This is a genomic window from Spirosoma lituiforme, from assembly GCF_054776635.1.
Window position 1 is genome coordinate 363,610 of the sequence record NZ_BAAHBO010000001.1, and the last position, 21,574, is coordinate 385,183.

Sequence of the window (21,574 nt, forward strand, 5' to 3'; positions counted from 1 at the left end):
ACAAAATGAAAACAATTAAGATACAGTTGTTCCCGTTGTGCTTGTATGTGGCGTGTGCATAAACCGTTTGAAAGCCTTACGCATGTTCAGAACCGCCCGGACAAAACTGAGTAACAACAGCGGCACGAGCAGCAACTCCCGGAACGTAATCCGTTTCCACAGATGAGTGGGTACGGCAATCATCAAGCTACCACAAAGCGCAATCAGTAGCCCGAGAGGAATTTCCCAAAGACTCGCATTACCACTCAGCAGACCCGCTACGATACAGACCAACAAGACACCCAGGAGCAGAATTTTAGGCAGAAAAACAGCCTGTAGCACTTTGAACCCGCTGGCGAACTGACCCCGCGCCATTTCTGTGATTCCCCGCCAGAAATAGAATGTGAGAAACTGCCATTGAGCGGCAATCCAGCGGGTACGCTGGTTTTCAAACACGGCCCGGTTAGCAACCTTTTCATCATAAATAAAGGCATCTTCGAGGTAACCAATCTTATGGCCGCTCAGGACGATGTTCGTTTCCAGTTCTTTGTCGTAACCACCGATGGTGTGCTGCGTAGACATAGCCTCTTTCATCAGTCCCGGCTCGAACGCCATTCCCGACCCGATGGTGGCCGATGAAAGTCCCAGTACGCGACTCGCTTTGCGGAACACATGGTTGTTGATCTCTTCACTGATCGCGTCCAGAATGGCAACACTTGTGTTGATGTTTTTGGCCACCCGGTGACCCTGGATGGCTTTCCAGCCCTGGGCAAATGCCTGATTAATGCGGCTCAGAAAATCGGGGGCCATGTGGTTGTCCGCATCCGATACCACCAGAATATCATACTGCTCCAGCGGCAGCCGCGATAAGGCCGCATTGATGGCCTTCGCTACCGTCGATACCTCAAAAGAAACCTGCAGCACGTTGACGGGTAACGTGGCGAGTTTTGCCAGGGTGCTGGGTTGAAACGAGTCGGCAATCACGATCAGATCGTAGCGATCAGCGGGGTATTTTTGTTTCAGATTTTCGGTAACGGATTCAACAATGACGGCATCTTCTTTGTAGGCCGGAATGAGAACGCCTATTTTCCGAAAGACCGATGTTGCCGGATCGGCAGGCGCATCGTCAGCGCGGCCCAGACGGCCAGCAATGGAGAATACAAGCCAGTAAAGGACATTTAAGGCAACAATTCCGAGTAAAATCAGGTAGGCGACGTAGGCAATGGTCATAGGTAAACCCTAAGGCTGGTGGGTATTTTCTTTCTGTTTTTGACCAGTAATTCGGCAACAGGTCACAAAAGCGACGCAACCCAACCTACCATTCCTGCGTACATAGTAGTATGCGTTACATCGCGGTTTTCGCTCAGCAGGAAATTGGGTATGCCGTAGGGTTTGATAGCCTTACCGATGCCGTTGACTTCCTATTTTGGGGTTACGAGGCCTACGAACTACTGCCCTATGGTACGTTTGACCTCCTGACGGGGGAGGTCTGGCCTTACAGGCATCGGGGAGAGCGAATCGTACAGGTTGATGACGATGTTATCAGTCAAAACGCCCGGAATTACGTTAAAGCCGCTATCCGGCGAATGAACTGACCCGCTCGCTCCCATAAAAAGGAAAGCCCGCCAAGACAGATGTCCGGCGGGCTTTCCTTTTTATGGGTGATTGTAACCAAAAAACTTACACCACCATAATGTCTTTTTCCTTAGCAACAAAAGTTTCATCGACCCGAGCAATAAAGGCATCGGTCAATTTCTGAACCCGCTCTTCACCCACTTTAACGGCGTCTTCCGACACTCCTTCCTTGGTCAGCTTCCGGATATCGTCATTTGTTTCTTTCCGGATGTTTCGCACATTGACCTTGGCCGTTTCCACTTCCTGCTTCACCTTTTTTACAAGATCGCGCCGACGTTCTTCGGTGAGGGGTGGGATGCTCAGTCGAATCTGTTCGCCGTCGTTGTTTGGGTTAAGGCCGAGGTTGGAGTTACGAATGGCCTTTTCCACTTCACCAATGAGTTTTTTCTCAAATGGTTTGATAACAATTGTACGGGCGTCGGGGGTGTTTACAGAGGCAACTGTGTGCAGCGGAGACAGCGTTCCATAATATTCGACCTGAATACCATCGAGCATGCCAACATTTGCCTTGCCCGCCCGGATTTTAGTCAATTCGATGGCCAGGTGCTTGAGCGCCTTTTCCATCGTATCTTTTGCGTCGTCGAGAAATAACTCAATTTCTTCCATTTCTTACTAATTGAATGAGTGAATGAGCGAATGAGAGAATGGTTACTTTGTCGATTCAATCACCTTACTCATTAAACAGATTAAGTCAGCTACTTTATTCCGGCAATTTCATGGTGATGAGCGTTCCCTGATCATCGTCGCCCTGCACCAAACGGAACAGGCTACCCTTCGTATTCATGTTGAAAACAATGATGGGCAGGTTATTTTCCTGGCAAAGTGTAAAGGCGGTCAAGTCCATAACGCTCAGTTTCTTTTCGTAAACGTCGTCGAAGGTAATGGTCGTATACCGTGTAGCGCTTTTGTCCTTCATCGGGTCGGCGGTATATACACCATCGACTTTGGTTCCTTTTAATACTACATCGGATTCGATTTCGATAGCCCGCAGACTGGCCGTTGTGTCGGTAGTAAAGTACGGACTTCCGGTACCGGCCGCAAAAATAACGACACGGCCTTTTTCGAGGTGGCGCACGGCCCGCCGACGGACGTAGGGTTCGCAAACCTGCTCCATCTTGATGGCCGACATCACGCGGGTATACATGCCGTGCTTCTCGAATGAACTCTGGAGAGCCATTGCGTTGATCACCGTTGCCAGCATACCCATATAATCGCCCTGTACGCGGTCGATTCCGGAACGTTCGCCGGATACTCCCCGGAAGATATTACCCCCGCCAATGACAATGGCTACCTCTACTCCCAGGTCAACTACCTGTTTGATTTCCTGACTGTATTGCTCCAGTACAATCGGGTCAATATTGTAACCGTTCGGCCCAGCAAGAGCCTCCCCACTCAGCTTGAGCAGGATGCGTTTATACTTTGTTTGCGATGTCATGAGGGAAAGTTTGCGGGCAAAGATAAGAAAAGGGCGCAATTTTTACACAAACTCCACCAGCACCTGGCCCTTCTCCACTCGGTCGCCTTTGGCAATGCGTATCGCTTTTACGGTGCCGTCGCCCGGCGCTTTCAGGTTATTTTCCATTTTCATGGCTTCCAGAATCAGGAGGCTATCGCCTTTGCTGATCACATCGCCCGGCTGAATGCCAATGCCGACAATCAGGCCCGGCATGGGTGCCTTCAGTTCGTTTACCTTGGTACCTGCCGCACTGCTCATGCCCATTTTTTCGAGCAACAGGTCAAAGCGATCCTTGAGCTGGACGTGGTGAATGTGCCCGTTTATTTTCAAACGCACCTGTTTTTCAGCCGTGTTCACGTCCAGCACTTCAGCCGTGTACGACCGATCCTGGTGAAGTATGTGAAACGAGCGGTCGCTGATTTTGACCAGGTCCCACACAAACGGTTCGTTATTGAGGAGTGGCCCATCAGCCGTAAAATCGACGGTGAGGGGCTGATCGTTCAGGGTTGTCTGGTACATAATGCTCTTGCGTGTTGGCTGACAGGCGATGGTAGTGCCGCCGGGTTGAATGCCAGCAACTTACTTTATTTCGTCTACATTAAACAAGTTCGACCAGGTAATTTTCCTGAATCTCATCGAGAATGGCGCTCACCCCGCTGTACGAATCCATCGTAACCAGTCGCATCCGGTAGGGTTTGAAATCGGGCAATCCTTTAAAATAATTGGCGTAGTGACGGCGCATTTCAAACAGCCCGACAATTTCGCCCTTCCAGCGAATCGAAAAGTCGAGATGCTGCCGGCAAACGGCTACCCGATCGGCAACGGTTGGCGCGGGCAGATGCTGACCCGTTTTAACAAAATGCTTGATCTCATTGAATACCCAGGGATGCCCAATGCTGGCCCGGCCAATCATGACGCCATCCACACCGTACCGATTCTTGTACTCCAGCGCTTTTTCGGGCGAATCAATATCACCATTCCCGAAGATGGGGATCTGAATGCGGGGGTTTTCTTTGATCCGACCGATCAGTGTCCAGTCGGCCTCGCCTTTGTACATCTGCACGCGGGTACGGCCATGCACGGTCAGCGCCTTGATACCAATGTCCTGTAAGCGCTCGGCGACGTCGCCCACGTTTTTGGTGCGATCGTCCCAGCCAAGCCGCGTTTTTACGGTTACGGGCAAATGAGTCGCGTTAACGACGGCTTCGGTCATGCGGACCATTTTAGGAATGTCCTGCAATAAAGCCGCGCCCGCCCCCCGGCAGGCAACCTGCTTCACCGGGCACCCGTAATTGATGTCGATCAGGTCGGGGTTGGCCCGCGTAGCGATGCGTGCGCATTCACCCATCGTGTCAACATCCGAACCAAACAGCTGAATACCGATAGGCCGCTCATACTCGAAAATGTCCAGCTTCTGAACGCTCTTGGCCGCGTCGCGAATGAGCCCTTCGGACGAGATAAATTCGGTGTACATCAAATCAGCGCCGTTTGCTTTACAAACCGCGCGAAAAGGAGGATCGCTGACATCCTCCATCGGAGCGAGCAGCAACGGAAAATCCGGGAGTTGTATCGTACCAATCGAAACCATTGAGTCGTATCGGGGCCTCAACCCCCCTATTGATTAAGTAACTGATGTTTGCCTTCCTGAGAACACCGTCCTGAATGGTCTTGTTTCCCAGGTTATTTATGTTCGTTTTAGCACAATCCAAAGGCCGAAATGGTTCCCTTGCACGATTTCTGCGAACTAGTCTGTAAATTTACCCGAATTATGCAACCAAGTTATACGCCCCAGGGCGCTTCTTCCAGGCCACCAACCATCGGCGGACTGACCATGCTGGTTGGTTTTGTGCTCATTGGCGGAGTTATCAGTACTTATTTGTTGCTCGGTATTCTTGCGCTCGCGAAAGGCATGGATTTTACGGGAATCCAGGCTTACCTCAAGCAATTAATTAGTAATCCGGCTGCCTTATCAGGTAGCTGGTATGAACTCATGCTGGTTCAGGGGGTCAATCACCTGGGCACCTATCTACTCCCTTCCTTACTGTACTGGTATTGGATTGAACGGCGAACCTGGCACCAGTTCAATAACCGGCCTGTTTCGGCAGTGGCAGGCATTGGCCTTGTTGTGCTGATCGTTATCAGCTTTATGCCGTTTGATAGTCTCATCATCGAGTGGAATCAAAACCTGCACCTGCCCGAAACATTGTCTCCGGTAGAGCAATGGATGCGTAATCAGGAGAAAAGCCTGGCAGGAATGAGCAAGTTTCTGACGACGTTCCAAGGCCCTGACCAATTAATAATTGCCGTGCTGGTCATCGGCGTTATTGCTTCCATTGGGGAAGAAACGCTTTTTCGGGGCATCTTACAGCGAAACCTGACTGTCTGGACCGGTAATCCGCACGTCGGTATCTGGCTGGCGGCTGCCCTGTTCAGTGCCATTCATGTGCAGTTTCTGGGCTTTTTCCCCCGCATGCTGCTCGGTGCCCTGTTTGGGTATCTGTACCTGTGGTCGGGTAATTTGTGGGTGCCCATATTGGCTCACTTCGTTAATAATGGGTTTACCGTACTCATGGTCTACATGCACCAGAAGAAACTGGTTTCCGTCGATATTGAACGCACCGAGTCGATCCCGATGGCTGGCGTTCTGGTGTCGGGACTCATTACGCTGGGCCTGCTGGTCTATTTTCAGAAACGTAATCAGCAACGAGCGTTGACCGATTGAGTAACCAGCTTTAGCGGGTTGCCTTCACGTTTTTTACGCATCATTTCTTAGTCGTTAACGTACCATGACAGAAGCCTGGGAAGTAATTTACTCAACGCCATTGCCCCACCGAGCCGAATTAGCCAAAGCAATCTTGCTTGAACATGATATATCGGCGGTGGTTATTAATAAACAAAGCAGCAGTTATCCAACCATTGGCTGGGGGAAAAGCGAGGTACATGTATTGGCCCAGGACGCTATCTTAGCTAAAGTAATTCTTGAGAATGAAGCAACGTTTAGCTAAACTTTCGAATCTTCAGCAGCGGGTGATTGCCGCGGTAGCCGGGGTTCCGTTTATTCTGTTCATGATCTGGTACGACGCCTGGACGTTTGCGTTGCTGTTCTGCATCGTCAGCGCGCTTACCCAACGCGAGTTTTACCGGCTGCTTGGCCTCGATGGGTTTGAACCGCTGACCGCCTACGGAACTGTCGTTGGCACCATGATTTGCGTGCTGGCCTATTTTGTTGAAACGGACCAGATTGGCACCGGAAATTATTTCCTCATCTGCCCGGCCTCGTCTATGATTTTTTTGATCAAGCTGTATAAAAAACGGGATATGAAACCCTTCACCAACATTGGGTTCACGTTTCTGGGCATCATTTACGTAGCCATGCCATTTGCCCTGCTGATCATTCTGGCGCTTCGGGGAGGTACGTTTCACCCCATGATCATTACGGGCTGCCTGCTTCTGCTCTGGGCGAGCGACATTGGTGCTTATTTCGCCGGCACCAAGTTTGGCCGCCGAAAGCTCTTCGAACGGGTATCGCCCAAAAAATCGTGGGAAGGTAGCATCGGTGGGGCAGCCGCAGCGGCCCTTGTGGCGCTGGGCCTTACGTTCTGGGCTCCCGAACTGCGCCCCTGGCAATGGTACTGCGTGGGAGGCATCATCGTCGTGACGGGTACGTACGGTGACCTGGTCGAATCGTTGTTCAAGCGCAGTATTGCCATCAAAGATTCCGGTAGCAGCATTCCGGGGCACGGTGGTTTTCTGGATCGTTTCGATGGGCTATTACTGGCGGCCCCGTTCATCATCACGTTTTTGAAGCTGTTCGCTTAAACCGGTTGATCGTAAATAGGGTCATAAACTTTCTTAAAATTCGGGTAACACGAATCATTACTGGTCTTTTACTCGTTTACTTTGTAGTATGGTAACGTTGTCTATGAAGAAGTCACTGACGTTGTTTGTCTTTATTCTGGTATTGTCTGCGCTGACGGGACTCTTCACGACCGTGCGGGCGCAGGGGCAGGAGCGGCAAATCACGTTCACGGGCTTTATCACCGGCGGTAAGTCAAGTGATGCCTTGCCCGGTGCTTACATCTATATTCCTAAAGCCGGAAAAGGTGTTCTGTCGGCACCTAACGGCTATTTTGCCCTGCCCGTTTTTCCGGGTGACAGTGTTATCTTTAGTTACGTCGGTTTCAGAACGCAATACCACATCATTCCACGCCGGTTAACTGACCTTACGTATTCGGCGGTCGTAGCGTTGCAAGAAGATGTCAAAACACTGGCCGAAGTAAAGGTTTATCCTTACGCTACAGAAGAACTTTTTAAAGAAGCTTTCGTAAACCTGAAACTTCCCGACGAAAAAGAACGCGAAAACCTGGCCCGCAATACCAGCCCCGAAGCCATTATGCGGCAGGCCGCGACCATGCCTATGGGCGCATTGGCTAACCACCAGAATTTTGTGAATCAGCAGTTTTTTGGGCGCGAATCGGTTATTGGCCGCAGTGCCACGCCAACGTTTGCCTTTACAAACCCCTTTGCCTGGGCCAACTTTATCCGATCTGTCAAGCGGGGCGATCTTAAAACAAAGGAATGGCGCAGTGAAATCAACAAGGCCCCGCGGGAAAACCTGACCCGAAAAGACGTTTTGCAGGACGGAAACTGAGGTTTCGTTCATCCATAACATAAACTTCACAGTCGCCCTTCTGAATACGCCTATCTTTAAGGATCGATCGAATCCCTAGAGGATGTGTCATCTGTCTTTCCATCAACCGTACCGTTCAGATAAGCTGCTTTCCGCTACTTGCCGGCAACGGCTGTGGTTGCTGCTGATTCTCATTTGTAGCCCTCTGATGACTGGTTATGCCCAGTCGTTGATCGGCACCGAGCTGCTATCTCGCCAGTATCCGGATTCGGCTTACCGGCTTATCAAAGTCAAGCTGGATCAGGCCGTTGCCCAGCACGATGAACTGGCTCAGGGTAACTATCTACAACAGATCGGTACGCTGCTTTACCATCAAGGCAGTTACGTGCAGGCCATTGACTACCTGCTGCAAGCCCAGAAAATAGTCCGCAACGCCCATGATGATCAGCGGCTGGCCAGCAATCAGAACGAGTTAGGAACGGTCTATTATTACAATGAACAGCCGGAACGCGCGCTGGCTCAATTCACGGAGGCTTTAACGTACTACCAGCAAAGTCAGAATGCGAAAGGGCTCGCCCAGACCTACGCCAACATTGGTCACATTTACGAGAAACGGCAGGATCTGAAAAAAGCCTATCACTATCAGAAGCAGGCACTTATTCACAGCCGGATTGCAAACGACACGGCCAGCCTGACGAAAATCTACGAGAACCTGGGGAGTATTTTCGAGGATGAAGCCCGCTATGACTCAGCCCACATTTATTACCAGAAGGCACTGATACTCACTCAGCAAACAAACGATCAGATCAGCCAGATCGAAATCATTAACAACTTAGGGGATGTGTTCCGAAAAACGGGGCGCTATAAACAGGGAATGGCGTTATCGAGACAGGCGCAACAACGCTCGCAGCAAACAGGCGAACGGTATCAATTGAGTGCGGCCCTCCGCGACATCGCCAAAACGTATCGGCTCCTGAACCAGCCCGATAGCGCCTACAAATACATTGAACTGAGTCGTGATCTGACGGATGAGATCTACGCGGTCGAAAACAATCGACAGATTATCCTGCTCCAGTCGTTGTTCGATGTCGAGCGGAAGGACAGCGAGATAGCCCAGTTGAATGCCCGGAAACAGGTGGACCTGATTATCATTACGGCCAGTTGCGTCGTATTGCTGTTGCTGGGCAGCCTGGCTTTTGTTATTATCAGCCGGCAGCAGTTGAAAATTCAGAATGAACAGGCCATCAATCAGCAGAACCAGCAGATTTTCAGTACACAGCATGAGCTGATGCGCGCCGAGTTGAAGAATAAACAGCTGGAAGAAGAAAACCTGAAGGGTCAGCTGGAGCTAAAAGGAAAAGAACTCACGTCACACACGCTGCAGATTATTCAGAAAAATCAGGTGCTCGAAGCCGTCAAGGATGATCTGGCCGCTATCCTGAAGGACGATAAACGGGACCAGAAAAAGCAGCTTCGTCAGTTGCTGGAGAAGATTGGCCAGAGTTTTGACCGGGATAAGTACTGGGATGATTTCCGCCGTATTTTCGATCAGATACATCCGCACTTCTTCGAGCAGCTCGCCCGCCAATTTCCCGACCTGACCCCCACCGATCTGCGCTTGATCGCTCTGCTGAAGATGAACATCAATTCCGCTGACATGGCCACCTTGCTCGGCATCTCCTCCGACAGTCTTCGGGTATCCCGTTATCGCCTGCGCAAAAAAATCGGCTTATCCGAAGGTGAATCGCTCTCGGCCTACATCCACAGCTTTTCGGTTCACCGTTTACCCGCCCCCGAAAACAGCCCCGCTTAATTGATACCTGTACTACATGCGGTGACTAGGTCATCGGGTACGGTACATCCCGTCGTTCGTGAGGACACGCACCATGAAGATCCAAGAACCACGGAGAAAGTGGTCTTCGTCCGATGAAGTTGAGTTTGCTTAGCAGGCAAAACTGCTTCTTAACAAGTAGGAAACAGCTTGTTAACAATAACATAATGGCTAACAGACAGCCGTATAACAACCTACTATACAAATACTTACAACAATATGCTTCCTGCCTGTTAACGCCCTGAATCCCCTTGTTGCCTTCCTGTTAACGGGGCAAATTTGTCCGGTTCCTCGCCTTCCTCGCACCTTTGTCGCATCAATCCCACACAAGGCTGGGTAAACACAAAACGAAGAATTGCAATTCTGTTACACCGGATGAATCGACTACTACTGACTGGTATCTGCCTGCTTTCCGCACTTGACGTTCTGGCGGGTACGATCCGGGGCAGAACGGTAGACGCCACAACGGGCCAGCCTATCATTGGCGCGACATTGCTCATTGAAAACACTAAATTCTACAATGTGTCGGGGCTGGATGGCTCGTTTGCCCTCAAGAATATCCCGAACGGTTCGTATAAGATCCGCATCAGCTACGTCTCCTACCGGACATTAACCCGCGATGTCGTTATCAACAGCGACGACCAGACGCTTACGATGGATTTGCCGCTCGAAACAGAATCGAACCGGGAGATTGCGGAGGTGACCGTGAAAGGGAAACGGGACGGCTCCAGCGACCGTACGGCCCGCGACCTCGAACGAAATGCCCTGCAGGTTACCAACATCGTATCCGGGCGCACCATCGAACTGTCGCCCGATTTAACCGTTGCCAATGTCATCCAGCGGGTGTCCGGCATTTCCATTGAGCGCAACAGCAACGGCGATGGTCAGTATGCCATTCTGCGGGGTATGGATAAGCGCTACAATTATACCCTCGTCAACGGCGTGAAAATCCCCAGCCCCGACAATCGCTACCGTTACGTACCCCTCGACATTTTTCCGGCCGAACTCCTGGAGAGGCTGGAGGTGTACAAAGCCCTGACGCCCAGCATGGAAGGCGATGCCGTGGGTGGGGCCATCAACATGGTCATGAAAGATGCTCCGGAACGGTTGACCGTACTGGCGAATCTGGCAACGGGTTACAGTGAATTATTCCTGAATCGACCCTTTGTGCGCTTCGACGCGACGAGCATCCATTCGCAATCGCCTTACGAGCAATACGGCAATCAGTACAGTGCTAAGTTCGCTGACTTCAACAAAGCCCCGACCACGTACACCCGTCATACGCCTTCCCCAAACCTGATTGGCAGTTTTGCCATTGGCAACCGTTTCATCAACCAGCGGTTCGGCATCATGCTGGCCGGAAGTTTACAGAACACGTTCCGGGGCAGCAACAGCCTGTTTTTCAACGGCGATGTTGTTGATACCCTACCGGGAATAACGCTGAACAAACAGAGCGAGCGGCAGTATTCTGAACACCAGACCCGAGTTGGGCTTCACGCCAAGATGGATTTTCGCCTGAATGAGCGTGCTAAAATCCAGTGGTTCAACGCCCTCATCAGCCTCAAGAATGAGCAGATTCGCGAGACGAAATCAACGGAACTGGGCATCGGTGGTTTCGATCCGGTACTGGGCAACGCAACGCTGGGGTACGAAACACGTTCGCGGCTAACCAAGCAGCACATTTACAATAGTACCCTGCAAGGCACCCACCAGCTTACACCCACTCTTGGCCTAACCTGGTCGGCGGTTTACTCGCTGGCGACCAATGATGTGCCCGACCAGACCTATATCTCCCTGCTGGGTATCCGCAAGAACTTTGCGGAATCGCGCACAACCGTGCAGGATGGCGCCCGACGCTGGGAACATAACTCCGACAATGACTTGGCGGGCTACCTGAACCTCACCCTCAAAACTAATCTGGCGGGTGTGCCCGTAGAATGGATGGCGGGCGGCCTCTACCGCGACAAGCAGCGCACTAACTTTTACAACAACTACACGCTACGGCCAACCAATCCGTTTGCCCAGTACGGCGTTGATTTCACCGACTACAATCAAATTTCGTACAACGTACAAAATCCTCTCGGTTCAGTGGCATCGGCCCTCAACTACGATGCCAGCGAGACGACGACCTCGGGTTACCTGCAATTTCGCACCACCGACCAGCCGCTGGAAATAACCGGTGGCGTTCGGGTCGAGCACACCAACCAGGGTTATGCAATGAAGTTCCCGATTGGCGAAGACCAGCCGGTAGGGAGCCAGATTTACACGGACGTATTGCCAAGTCTGCATATCCGGTACCGGCCTGGCGAAACAACGAACTGGCGCCTGTCTTACTTCCGCTCACTCAACCGCCCCGGCTTCTTCGAGATTGTTCCTTACCGGATCGTGAACGAAGAGTATCAGGAACGCGGTAACCCGAACCTGAAACGGGTCATTGCCGATAACGTCGATCTTCGGTATGAGTTTTTCCCGCGCCCACTGGAGCAGTTTATGGTTGGCCTGTTCTACAAACGCCTTCAGGACCCGATTGAATACACGCTCCAGAAAGACGCCATCCGGGGGCAGGATTTATACTATGGACCGGGTAATTTCGGCAACGCCACCAACGTTGGTCTGGAACTCGATGCGATTAAATACTTCCGGCAGTGGGGCCTCAAGGCCAATTACACGTATACCAATTCCAGCATCACAACGCCCAAATCCAAGCGTATCCGCAACGCCCAGGGCGACCTGCAAACGATTACGGTAAACCAGACCCGCGCCCTATACGGCCAGTCAGCTCACGTGGCCAATCTTTCCCTTCTCTACAAAAGCAGCCAGCACGGATGGGATGGTCAACTAGCGGCCAGCTATACCGGCGGACGCATCAATACGGTGTCTCAATTCGTCGATAATGACCTGTATCAGAAGGGATTCATTCAGATGGACGCATCGCTGGAAAAGCGCATCAGGGGGGGCTTCCTGCTGTTTGCCAAGGCCAATAACCTGCTGAATACACCCACCGAGATTTTCATCAACAATACCAGTCCGAAAAATTCGGATGTGCCCAATCAGGATGTGTCGGGCAAAACGCTTATCCGGCGCGATTACTACCAGCGCTCCTACGTGCTGGGCGTACGGTACAAACTTTAACCGTGTTTACTAACCAATCAATTACCATGAAACAGGCATTTAGTTTAGCCGCGCTATCTATTGCGGTACTAACGGGTTGCTCAAAACCCAATGACTCAAGCAGTACAGTTACGCCCGTAACTGTCCCCGTCGTTAAGGAAGCGGTATCAGGCGATGTATCGGGCGTTTGGGAAAAAGGCAGCACCTACAGGATCACGGGTCATTTGCAGGTACCCGCCAGCCAGTCGCTGGTCATTCAGGAAGGCGTAACCGTTGTGTTCAGCGACTCGACCGTGAAACCGGAGTTTATCGTTAAGGGAAATCTGTACATCATGGGTACTTCGGCAAACCCGGTGAAACTGACGGTGCCCGACGCCTGGAAAACAACCGCGAATCAGTGGGGTAATCTGTGGGGTGGTATCATTGCCGCGCCCACCTGCGCCGAATTATTGATCGACAACGCTATTCTCGAATACGGTGGTGCCGTTACGACCGAAAGCTCTCCCTCGGTGAAAGCTGGTTTGTACAAAGCAACCGCCGGAAACCACGTTCCGGCAGTGAACTACTCGAACGTAAATGGCAAACTGGTCATCGTGAATAGCCGGTTGAACAACCAAAACGAAGACGGTTTTTACATTGAAGGCGGCAAAGTGATTATTGCCAACAACAAGATATATACACAGGGTGTATCGGGGGGCGATGCCATCAACATCAAATCGGGTGTGCAGGCCGACGTTGCGTTCAACCTGGTGTATAGCCCAAATACGAACGCACTGAAACTCTCAAACACCGGCGACCGGACGCCACAGTCGTATGTTATTGGGTATAACAACACCATTGTGAACGCAGGCTGGCGTCGGCCAACCATCAAAGGTGGTTCGATTTGGGTGGAAATTGCGGTTCGTGCCGAATTATACAACAACCTGCTGGCCAACGACCGATTCGGTATTAAGCGCGACCCGAAGAACCCCGAAGATGCCCGATCTAAGGTGAGCAATAACCTATATTATAATTACACCGCCGATGGGGTTACGAACTTCCAGCCCAGCACCGAGATCCTGACGGGTACGAACGACGTCATCAGCAAAACAGCGGGCGATAACGATCCGAAGTTTGTGAACTACCCGCTCAGTACCGATCAGAAAAATGCCGTGTTCAACACTGCCTGGGATTTCCGGCTGCAAAGCGGTTCGCCCGCCATTGGCAAAGGCACGACGAGTTTCACCCGTTTATACGCCGATGGGCTTACGTTTGCCAACGGTACGGTCTACAAATCGCCCGCCCCTTCAACCACCATTGGTGCTTTCGGTAGTAATTAACTCCTCGCTTAAACGCTGTTGACCTGAGACTCGCGAAGAAACGGCAAGCTAATCAATCCTTTATCGCCCTTCGCGAATCTCAGTGTTCCTCTCCATTCTTATGAAGACCCACCTACCGGTGCTTGCCCTGTTTCTGACAATTTCCTGCCAGTCGTCGGCGCAGCACGTCGTTAAACCCGTTGTCATAACCGATGCCGTCCGGCATGACACCGACGATCCGGCCATCTGGATCAACCCCAAAGACCCGGCCAAAAGCCTGGTGATCGGCACGGATAAAGACCAGGATGGCGGCTTATATGTCTTTGATCTGAAGGGGAAAATCGTTCGGGAAATTCACGATCTCAAACGCCCCGATAACGTTGATGTGGCTTATGGGCTTTCGCTCGGCGGCCAACCAACCGATGTTGCCGTAACCACCGAGCGGTTTACCCACAAGCTCCGCATTTTCTCGCTGCCCGACATGAAACCCGTTGATAACGGCGGACTGGCGATGTTTGTCGGCGATACAGCCAATGGGTTTCGGGATTTGATGGGCATTGCGCTCTACAAAAACCCGGCGGGGGTTCTTTACGCTATGGTCGGCCGGAAATCAGGACCAACGGATGGATCGTACATCGGGCAGTACAGGCTCGAAGACGACGGCCAGGGACGGGTTCGGGCAACACTTGTCCGGAAGTTCGGCGCGTACAGCGGCAAAAAGGAAATCGAAGCCATTGCCGTCGACAACGAACTTGGTTATGTCTATTACTCCGACGAAGGCGTGGGCGTTCGGAAGTACCATGCGGACCCCGAGAAGGGAAACCAGGAACTGGCCTTATTCGCCAAAACAGGATTTGCCGAAGATCACGAAGGTATCTCGATATACAAAACGGGGCCAAAGACCGGATTTATTCTGGTGTCGGATCAGGGAGCGAACCAGTTCCACCTCTTCAAACGGGAGGGCGAAACGAATAACCCGAACGAGCACAAACTAGTGAAAGTAGTGAAAGTGGCCGCCCAGGTAAGCGACGGCTCCGACGTAACCAACGTGGCATTGGGCAAGCAGTTTCCCCACGGCTTGTTCGTTGTCATGTCCGACGACAGGACGTTTCACTACTACCGCTGGGAAGACGTAATGAAATGATGTAGGATATAGGATGCGAGCCAAATACATCATACATCCTATATCCTACATCACTTACGCCCATTTTGTCAAGGTCAGGTCAGTGCCATCGAATACGGCGTAGGTTTTAGCGGATACCCACTCGCCGAGATTTACGTATCGACTGGTGGGCGAAACGGCTAAGTCGAGTGGCAGGTGGCGATGGCCGAAAATGTAATAGTCGTGGTGCATGCGGGTTTCAACCTCCCGGCAGTATTGCATCAGCCATTCCCGATCTTCCCCCAGAAATTGCTCCTCCCCTTTTTCCTGATTACTGGCCCGGCTCCGTCGTGACCACGCCTGGGCTAACCCGATACCCAGATCGGGGTGTACCCAGCGAAACAGCCCTCGGGCAAGACCACTCTCGAATACAGTTTTCAGTCGCTTGTAGACAAAGTCACCGGGACCGAGCCCGTCCCCATGGCCGATCAGAAATTGTTTATGCCCGATCAGATACCGGCGCGGGTTGCGGTAGACCGGGATGCCCAACTCCTTCGTGAAGTAGTCGTTCATCCACATATCATGGTTACCCGTAAAGAGAATAATGCGAATACCGGCATCGGTCAGTTCGGCCAGTTTTCCCTGCAAACGAATGAATCCTTTGGGTATACTGTGCTTGTATTCGAACCAGAAGTCAAAGACATCGCCCACCAGAAAGATGACATCGGCGTGGGGTCGGATGGATTCCAGCCAGGCAACGATAATTTTTTCCCGTTCGTGGCTTTGCTCAATAGAGGGCGTGCCGAGGTGAAAATCAGACGCGAAGTAAACGTTACGACCGGGGGCAAGCGAAATTGTTTCGAGATCAGACATGCATAAGGTGAGATTCTGCCGTAAAGGTACGCAAGCCGATTCATTCACGAATTCATTATGGACTATCCACTACGCAACAGGTGGTGTGTCCCGCCGGATTTCAGACCGATACACCCGATTAAATTAGCGAAAACAACTGAACCGATAATCTGGTATGTAAGAAAACGCTAATTTTGGCTTTTCTCTAATCATCTCATGAAAATCAAATCACTGATACTGGCTTTTCCTGTTTTGTGTTTAGCCTGCAGCAGCCCAAGCTCCACTACCGATCCAGCCAACAATGTTGATGCCAGCCCCATTGTGGCTAAACAGGTTGTTGGTGTAAATGCACTCTCGACGGATCGGAACTACGATGAGCCCTGCAACATTTTGGGCGAAGAGTATGTTCGTTCTACGTTCAATCTGGGAGAAGATACCAAGCTGGAAGAAGCGATCGAGCACACAGGTTGTGAGTTCACCTGGGCAGGCAACAAGGTTCTGGTTTCGTTTGCGGGGGCTCGTCCTTTCGCATCCATGTATGTGGCTGAATATACATTTGACAAACTGTACCAGGGCAAAAAAGCCAACGCTATAACGGAACCGGTCGCTGTGGCCGACGACTCAACGGACAGTGGCCCAAAACCAGAAGGAACCAATTCTGAAACGCCGGCTACAACCGAGAACGAAGAAACAGCGCATCATACAACGGACGATAACCAGCCCCAACACGGCGGCATCACCGCAGCTACGCCAGCCCTCACGAAGCACGCGGTTGGCACGGGTAACTACGAAGCGGTGAAAAGTCTAGGCGACAAAGCGGTATGGGATGCCTCAACCGGTGCCATGCACGTGCTGTACAACAACCATATCATCAGCGTAACGGTTGAAACCAAAGAAAAGCCTGAGGTAAAGAAAGAACATGCTCAGAGCCTGGTTGAAGTCCTGATTGATAAAATTTCCGTGAACGAATACACCCGCGGGCTGTAGAAAAAACAAGCTCAACAAAGTATAAGGCGTCAGGCGTGCCACGGTTCAGAACCGTGGCACGCCTGACGCCTTATACTTTGTTGCAAACCAATTAATGCAATTCACCTCCTGCACTGTCAGGGAGTAACTTATTAGAAAAACAGATAAAGTTAGACCAGTTTGTGTCGATAAACGGCACGTTTTCTTTAGTTGAAGTTGCTATCCTGACTGGTGTTACCCAAGGCTTTATGATGAGCGGCTTACGAGGCTTGTACAAAAGACAATTCCTGAACAAAAGGCCGCTACGGGTAATACTGCTCGTGTTTAATTTGCTTTGTATAAATTACGGATTCACACCATAGGCTAGTGGAGACTTGATAAATTTCTATATTTAAAAACAGGGTGTTTTCTTCAGTCCATCAAAGAGGTGGTCAGCCATCTTCAGAATTTCTTTAGATTGATTGGGTACGTTTGAGCGCTGGGTCATCTTTGTGCGTCAATCACGATATCGGTTCGATTACCTTGTGGTAGAAAAACAGGCTGCTACCCCCAGAAAGTGCCTTTACTTTTGGCAATTAAGAAACCCATTTGTGCGTCGATCGTCCATTATCCTGGTAATCGAAGCAAACCATAACCAGCAGCTTTCCCTCACCAATCACTCATCAGGCAGGAGACGGGCAATTACTTAACGAGCGGAGAGCATCGTATGAAAATTTTACTAATTGAAGATGAGCCGGAGTTGCTGGTGAACATTCAGACCTACCTGCAGGAGGAACGGTTCACTGTATCGACGGCGACTACGTTTCGGCAAGCCTCTCAGAAAGTCAATGATTACGACTACGATTGCATCGTGGTAGACATCATGCTGCCCGACGGCACTGGCCTGGCGCTCATCGAGCAACTCAAGGAGGCCCATTCACAGGCGGGCATAATTATTATCTCAGCTAAAAATTCACCCGATGATCGCATCAACGGCCTGGACCTGGGGGCGGATGATTACCTGGCCAAACCCTTTTTCCTACCAGAATTAAATGCCCGAATCCGCGCCTTGATTCGTCGTCGGCAGCATGCCGGTGAGCATCAGCTTGCGTTTGGTGCCCTTACCTTCCTGTTGAAGCGAAACGAAGTAAAAGTGGCGAATCAAGTGCTTTCGTTAACACCGAAAGAATATGCCCTGCTGCTATTTATGGTTACGAACAAGAATCGTCTGTTAACCAAGGAAGTCATTGCGGAACACATCTGGGGGGAGTATACTGAAGATGCGGATTCGCTGGAGTTTCTGTACACGCACATCCGCAACCTACGAAAGAAATTGCTCCTCGGTGGCTGCCCGGACTACATAAAGTCCCGCTACGGCGTTGGTTATATGCTGACTCTGGAATCATGAAACTAATTCATAAAACGGTCCGGTACGTCTTACTGATCACCATACCGGTTGCCTTGGCAGGGGCTTTTTTGCTGTATTATCTGATCCATCAGGTCGTCAATAAAGAAATCGATGAGTTGTTGAACAGTGAACTGAAACAGGTTCAGCAGAACCTGGATCGGCATCCGCCCGATCACAGAGGTATTCTCAACTGGGATCATAACCTGCAAATCGAACCCGCAAAAGCCGGTAGCCGCCAGCCACCCGTATTCAGTGACACAACCTTATTTGATCCTATTGAGAATGCGGTGGTTCCCGTACGTATGCTACGGGCCGACTATGCTGTGGGGCATCATAGTTATAGCATTCGATTGCATCAGCCCTACATGGAGTATCAGGAAATCGCTCAGTATCTATCCGTAGGCATTGTGCTCTGCTTTCTGGCCCTGTTCGTTAGTCTTTTATTTATCGAGACCCTTATTTTCCAGCGAATCCTCCACCCTTTTTATGAAATTATTCAGCAACTGGGCCGATACCGGGTGGATCAGGGAGCCACGATCACGTTTCCGGCGAGTGATGTCGATGAATTTAGCGTACTGAGTCAATCGCTAACCGAAATGACCCAGCAGGCGGCTCTTCAGTTTAGCCGCCAGAAACAGTTTACGGACAATACGTCCCATGAGCTACAGACACCCTTGAGCGTCTTGTCGACGGATTTGGACCTGTTGCAGCAATCGGCTCGGCTCTCGGAAGAGGACATTCAGCGCATTTATCGATCGCAAAAAACAATTAAACGACTGGCTTCCATCAACCAATCGCTGTTGTTGCTCACTAAAATCGACAACCAGCAATACGAACAGACCGAACTCATTGACTTTCGCGAGCTTATGGGGGTGGTGATTGACACGTTCAGGGATTATGCCGACAGCAAGCAAATGCGGTTCAAGCGAGCGGATACGCGGTTGCGTATCCGACTAATCAACCGACAGCTAGCGTATATCCTATTGTCTAACCTGGTCCGAAACGCTCTCCGGCACGGGCGGCCTGGCAGTACGGTTCTCATTGAGAGCGATGCCCACACCTATCAGATCATCAATGAAGGAGCCCCCCTCCCATTTGATCAGGCGCGACTCTTTCAGCGATTTGTGCGCAATCCGGCCATTCCTCAATCAACCGGACTTGGCTTAGCCATTGCCAAAGAAATTGCGGACCGGTGTGGCCTGCAACTTGACTATGCGTACAGTGTGCCAACCCAGCAACACATCTTTACCATCACTTTTCACTAAGGTTATACGCAGGTTTTACCCATCTGGCAGTCGATTGTCTAATCCTTGCCCGATCGCGTTAGCCCTATGATCGCTCACAACCCACCTGCGATCCAGCAGAAAACGGACCCATTTGCTTCAGTAACTTCAGATTTGCTCAAGATTCGTTGAATAGATTTGGCCGGGTTAGTTAAGAATCATCCGAACGAACTAGCCCAAAAACGTTATGAATACCAATCGCCATCAACATGAGACAATCGGTACTAATCATGAGTGTCATCCTGGCTGGCTTATTTCTCTTTTCAGGCTTCTGCTGGGTACTTATTGACTGGTGCCAGGCCATTCAGCAGGATCGGCACAAACACGAACCGTTGAATCTGATCGTAGAATCGCTGACCATTATGGTCTACGGCTACCTGGGGTTTCGGTTTCTTCAAGCCAGATTACCGGGCAGCCAGCCGCCTGATCATTGACCTACGCGGGATAACTGCCTGCTGATTTTACTCACCATTCGCAATCTGTTGGCACGGTTTCCTGTACCGTGCCAACTATTCTATTCTCATCGTCTATGCACACTTCTTTAGCGCATGCACTGCTATGCTGGCTCTTGTTTGTGTCGATACGCCCAGGCCAGGCTCAACGCGTAAGGCCGCTCCGGTATCAGACCGAAATCGGTTACTATGGATCGTCGGCATCGGTGACCCCCTTCTGGCTACGGAGCAATCAATACGGCATTGTGCCCAACAACGGCTCTCTGTTTACGCTTCGCCAGACGCTGGGTCAGGCATACCGCACCAAACGCACAACAGCCGACAGTCTACGCGGTATCAGGCGCAAGCTCGATGTTGGCTGGGGGCTGCAGGCTGTTCTTAACACAGCCCCCAGCCCCCAGGTATTGATCCCCGAAGCGTTTGTCAAGATCAAACTGGGCCGGAACGTAGAGGCCTGGGCGGGCCGACGACGGGAAATCATTGGGCTGGTCGATTCAACGCTAAGTTCGGGCTCCTACGCCTGGTCGGGCAATGCCTTACCCTTAACGAAAGTGCAGCTGGCGATTCCTGACTACCTACCCCGCAACTGGTTGTTTGGGGTCAAAGGGTTCTACGCCCACGGGTGGTTTGAGTCGGGTCGGTTTGTCGATAAGGCTATGTTGCACCAAAAAGCGCTGTATGGCCGCTTCGGCAAGCCTTCCTGGCGTCTGAAGCTTTACGCGGGCATCAATCACCAGGTCATGTGGGGCGGGCAAACCCGGTATCTGACCCAGAACTCCATGATCAAGAACAACCGGCTTCCCGACCAATTTAGTGATTACATAAATATGGTCCTGGCCCGCTCACTCAACACGCGGAGCGATATCGACACCAACCGAATCAGCCATTTCGATCAGGAAAATCGAATTGGCAATCATTTAGGAACGGTTGATCTGGCGATTGAATACACCGCGCGATCGTTCTCAATCTTTGCTTACCGACAGAGTATTTATGAAGATGGGTCTTTGTTTTACTTGACCAACATTCAGGATGGGCTCAATGGCCTGCGCATTCGCAACCTGCGTCCGCGGAGAGGATCCGGCCTTCGCATCGACGACCTACTGCTGGAGTACCTCTTCACCCAAAGTCAGGGCGGGGCTCTATTTATCGATACCGATCCAGCCACGCGGGGACGAGATAATTATTTCAACCATTCCCAATACCAGGATGGCTGGTCGCGCGAGGGCCAGGGAATTGGCACCCCCTTCATCAACCCCTCATCGACCAGTCGGCCTGAGCTACCACCCTACGGGTTTACGAACAACAACCGCGTAGCCCTTATGCATGTGGGGGTTTCGGGTCAGCTCGGGGCGTACCTATCGTTCCTGCTGAAAGCGTCTTACAGTGAGAATCTGGGCACCTATGTACAACCCTTTTCCTCGGTGGTTCATCAGTTCTCCTCCCTACTGTTGGTATCGTCTCCGCTGGCTAGGCAGCGTGGGCTAACGGCCCAAGCTTCTATCGCGGTTGACCAGGGAGATTTATATGAGGATTCAGTTGGTTTTTATTTTGGCATTCGAAAAGACGGCCTGTTCTAGCATAGGCTGATCCCT

General features: G+C 51.3%; 20 protein-coding genes. 14 read left to right on the plus strand and 6 right to left on the minus strand.

Annotation, left to right across the window (positions count from 1 at the left end; genetic code table 11):
• Positions 1-15 precede the first annotated feature (15 nt).
• Entirely contained in the window at positions 16-1,209 is a 1,194-nt protein-coding gene (locus ACYU87_RS01490; protein WP_461132248.1) for a glycosyltransferase family 2 protein, read from the minus strand.
• A 110-nt stretch (positions 1,210-1,319) separates the two neighbouring features.
• On the opposite strand from ACYU87_RS01490, the gene ACYU87_RS01495 reads away from it, so the two are divergent.
• On the plus strand, positions 1,320-1,574 hold the full coding sequence (locus ACYU87_RS01495; protein ID WP_461132249.1) for a hypothetical protein: 255 nt from the start codon (positions 1,320-1,322) through the stop codon (positions 1,572-1,574).
• An 85-nt stretch (positions 1,575-1,659) separates the two neighbouring features.
• Here ACYU87_RS01495 and frr read toward each other — a convergent pair whose 3' ends face one another.
• The 4 genes from frr to dusB form a co-directional block, all read right to left on the minus strand.
• The gene (gene frr, locus ACYU87_RS01500) at positions 1,660-2,220 is read right to left on the minus strand and encodes a ribosome recycling factor (RefSeq protein WP_461132250.1); all 561 of its coding nucleotides are present in this window, start codon (positions 2,218-2,220) and stop codon (positions 1,660-1,662) included.
• 94 nt (positions 2,221-2,314) lie between these two features.
• Positions 2,315-3,049 carry a UMP kinase gene (pyrH, locus tag ACYU87_RS01505; protein WP_461132251.1) on the minus strand — a complete coding sequence of 245 codons (735 nt, stop codon included), beginning with the start codon at positions 3,047-3,049 and terminating at the stop codon, positions 2,315-2,317.
• A gap of 42 nt (positions 3,050-3,091) precedes the next feature.
• Entirely contained in the window at positions 3,092-3,589 is a 498-nt protein-coding gene (locus ACYU87_RS01510; RefSeq protein WP_461132252.1) for an acyl-CoA carboxylase biotin carboxyl carrier protein subunit, read from the minus strand.
• Between the two features lie 79 nt (positions 3,590-3,668).
• The gene (gene dusB / locus ACYU87_RS01515; RefSeq protein ID WP_461132253.1) at positions 3,669-4,658 is read right to left on the minus strand and encodes a tRNA dihydrouridine synthase DusB; all 990 of its coding nucleotides are present in this window, start codon (positions 4,656-4,658) and stop codon (positions 3,669-3,671) included.
• Between the two features lie 243 nt (positions 4,659-4,901).
• Here dusB and ACYU87_RS01520 point away from each other — a divergent pair, with 243 nt between their 5' ends.
• The 8 genes from ACYU87_RS01520 to ACYU87_RS01555 all read left to right on the plus strand — a co-directional run bounded on the left by ACYU87_RS01520 (position 4,902) and on the right by ACYU87_RS01555 (position 15,084).
• Positions 4,902-5,792, plus strand: coding sequence for a lysostaphin resistance A-like protein (locus ACYU87_RS01520; RefSeq protein ID WP_461133613.1), 891 nt, complete (start codon positions 4,902-4,904; stop codon positions 5,790-5,792).
• Positions 5,793-5,856: 64 nt separating this feature from the next.
• Entirely contained in the window at positions 5,857-6,075 is a 219-nt protein-coding gene (locus ACYU87_RS01525) for a putative signal transducing protein (RefSeq protein ID WP_461132254.1), read from the plus strand.
• Positions 6,056-6,889 carry a phosphatidate cytidylyltransferase gene (locus tag ACYU87_RS01530; protein ID WP_461132255.1) on the plus strand — a complete coding sequence of 278 codons (834 nt, stop codon included), beginning with the start codon at positions 6,056-6,058 and terminating at the stop codon, positions 6,887-6,889. Before ACYU87_RS01525 ends, ACYU87_RS01530 begins: the two co-directional genes overlap by 20 nt.
• 103 nt (positions 6,890-6,992) lie before the next feature.
• Positions 6,993-7,721, plus strand: coding sequence for a peptidase associated/transthyretin-like domain-containing protein (locus ACYU87_RS01535; RefSeq protein WP_461132256.1), 729 nt, complete (start codon positions 6,993-6,995; stop codon positions 7,719-7,721).
• 187 nt (positions 7,722-7,908) lie between these two features.
• Positions 7,909-9,513, plus strand: coding sequence for a tetratricopeptide repeat protein (locus ACYU87_RS01540; RefSeq protein ID WP_461132257.1), 1,605 nt, complete (start codon positions 7,909-7,911; stop codon positions 9,511-9,513).
• 393 nt (positions 9,514-9,906) lie between these two features.
• On the plus strand, positions 9,907-12,663 hold the full coding sequence (locus ACYU87_RS01545; RefSeq protein WP_461132258.1) for a TonB-dependent receptor: 2,757 nt from the start codon (positions 9,907-9,909) through the stop codon (positions 12,661-12,663).
• 26 nt (positions 12,664-12,689) lie between these two features.
• Entirely contained in the window at positions 12,690-13,961 is a 1,272-nt protein-coding gene (locus tag ACYU87_RS01550) for a right-handed parallel beta-helix repeat-containing protein (RefSeq protein ID WP_461132259.1), read from the plus strand.
• 100 nt (positions 13,962-14,061) lie between these two features.
• The gene (locus ACYU87_RS01555) at positions 14,062-15,084 is read left to right on the plus strand and encodes a phytase (RefSeq protein ID WP_461132260.1); all 1,023 of its coding nucleotides are present in this window, start codon (positions 14,062-14,064) and stop codon (positions 15,082-15,084) included.
• Between the two features lie 54 nt (positions 15,085-15,138).
• On the opposite strand, the gene ACYU87_RS01560 is transcribed toward ACYU87_RS01555, so the two are convergent.
• Positions 15,139-15,915: a UDP-2,3-diacylglucosamine diphosphatase gene (locus ACYU87_RS01560; RefSeq protein ID WP_461132261.1), complete on the minus strand. Its 777-nt coding sequence runs from the start codon at positions 15,913-15,915 to the stop codon at positions 15,139-15,141.
• 195 nt (positions 15,916-16,110) lie between these two features.
• Between ACYU87_RS01560 and ACYU87_RS01565 the strand changes: the two genes are divergently transcribed.
• From ACYU87_RS01565 to ACYU87_RS01585, 5 genes are all read left to right on the plus strand, one after another.
• Positions 16,111-16,881, plus strand: a complete 771-nt coding sequence (locus ACYU87_RS01565) for a hypothetical protein (RefSeq protein ID WP_461132262.1) — start codon at positions 16,111-16,113, stop codon at positions 16,879-16,881.
• Positions 16,882-17,566: 685 nt separating this feature from the next.
• Positions 17,567-18,247, plus strand: coding sequence for a response regulator transcription factor (locus ACYU87_RS01570; protein WP_461132263.1), 681 nt, complete (start codon positions 17,567-17,569; stop codon positions 18,245-18,247).
• Entirely contained in the window at positions 18,244-19,512 is a 1,269-nt protein-coding gene (locus ACYU87_RS01575; RefSeq protein WP_461132264.1) for a sensor histidine kinase, read from the plus strand. The genes ACYU87_RS01570 and ACYU87_RS01575 overlap by 4 nt, the downstream gene beginning before the upstream one ends.
• 227 nt (positions 19,513-19,739) lie before the next feature.
• Entirely contained in the window at positions 19,740-19,964 is a 225-nt protein-coding gene (locus ACYU87_RS01580; RefSeq protein ID WP_461132265.1) for a hypothetical protein, read from the plus strand.
• Positions 19,965-20,059: 95 nt separating this feature from the next.
• Complete coding sequence (locus tag ACYU87_RS01585; RefSeq protein WP_461132266.1) at positions 20,060-21,559, plus strand: capsule assembly Wzi family protein; 1,500 nt, start codon at positions 20,060-20,062, stop codon at positions 21,557-21,559.
• Positions 21,560-21,574 lie beyond the last annotated feature (15 nt).

What these genes read in the sequence shown, in the direction of transcription:
- ACYU87_RS01550 (WP_461132259.1), top strand. Translation starts at nt 12,690, where the DNA reads ATGAAACAGGCATTTAGTTTAGCCGCGCTATCTATTGCGGTACTAACG.
- frr (WP_461132250.1), bottom strand. Translation starts at nt 2,220, where the DNA reads ATGGAAGAAATTGAGTTATTTCTCGACGACGCAAAAGATACGATGGAA.
- ACYU87_RS01490 (WP_461132248.1), bottom strand. Translation starts at nt 1,209, where the DNA reads ATGACCATTGCCTACGTCGCCTACCTGATTTTACTCGGAATTGTTGCC.
- ACYU87_RS01545 (WP_461132258.1), top strand. Translation starts at nt 9,907, where the DNA reads ATGAATCGACTACTACTGACTGGTATCTGCCTGCTTTCCGCACTTGAC.
- ACYU87_RS01495 (WP_461132249.1), top strand. Translation starts at nt 1,320, where the DNA reads ATGCGTTACATCGCGGTTTTCGCTCAGCAGGAAATTGGGTATGCCGTA.
- ACYU87_RS01535 (WP_461132256.1), top strand. Translation starts at nt 6,993, where the DNA reads ATGAAGAAGTCACTGACGTTGTTTGTCTTTATTCTGGTATTGTCTGCG.
- dusB (WP_461132253.1), bottom strand. Translation starts at nt 4,658, where the DNA reads ATGGTTTCGATTGGTACGATACAACTCCCGGATTTTCCGTTGCTGCTC.
- ACYU87_RS01560 (WP_461132261.1), bottom strand. Translation starts at nt 15,915, where the DNA reads ATGTCTGATCTCGAAACAATTTCGCTTGCCCCCGGTCGTAACGTTTAC.
- ACYU87_RS01530 (WP_461132255.1), top strand. Translation starts at nt 6,056, where the DNA reads ATGAAGCAACGTTTAGCTAAACTTTCGAATCTTCAGCAGCGGGTGATT.
- pyrH (WP_461132251.1), bottom strand. Translation starts at nt 3,049, where the DNA reads ATGACATCGCAAACAAAGTATAAACGCATCCTGCTCAAGCTGAGTGGG.
- ACYU87_RS01520 (WP_461133613.1), top strand. Translation starts at nt 4,902, where the DNA reads ATGCTGGTTGGTTTTGTGCTCATTGGCGGAGTTATCAGTACTTATTTG.
- ACYU87_RS01525 (WP_461132254.1), top strand. Translation starts at nt 5,857, where the DNA reads ATGACAGAAGCCTGGGAAGTAATTTACTCAACGCCATTGCCCCACCGA.
- ACYU87_RS01575 (WP_461132264.1), top strand. Translation starts at nt 18,244, where the DNA reads ATGAAACTAATTCATAAAACGGTCCGGTACGTCTTACTGATCACCATA.
- ACYU87_RS01555 (WP_461132260.1), top strand. Translation starts at nt 14,062, where the DNA reads ATGAAGACCCACCTACCGGTGCTTGCCCTGTTTCTGACAATTTCCTGC.
- ACYU87_RS01570 (WP_461132263.1), top strand. Translation starts at nt 17,567, where the DNA reads ATGAAAATTTTACTAATTGAAGATGAGCCGGAGTTGCTGGTGAACATT.
- ACYU87_RS01580 (WP_461132265.1), top strand. Translation starts at nt 19,740, where the DNA reads ATGAGACAATCGGTACTAATCATGAGTGTCATCCTGGCTGGCTTATTT.
- ACYU87_RS01565 (WP_461132262.1), top strand. Translation starts at nt 16,111, where the DNA reads ATGAAAATCAAATCACTGATACTGGCTTTTCCTGTTTTGTGTTTAGCC.
- ACYU87_RS01585 (WP_461132266.1), top strand. Translation starts at nt 20,060, where the DNA reads ATGCACACTTCTTTAGCGCATGCACTGCTATGCTGGCTCTTGTTTGTG.
- ACYU87_RS01540 (WP_461132257.1), top strand. Translation starts at nt 7,909, where the DNA reads ATGACTGGTTATGCCCAGTCGTTGATCGGCACCGAGCTGCTATCTCGC.
- ACYU87_RS01510 (WP_461132252.1), bottom strand. Translation starts at nt 3,589, where the DNA reads ATGTACCAGACAACCCTGAACGATCAGCCCCTCACCGTCGATTTTACG.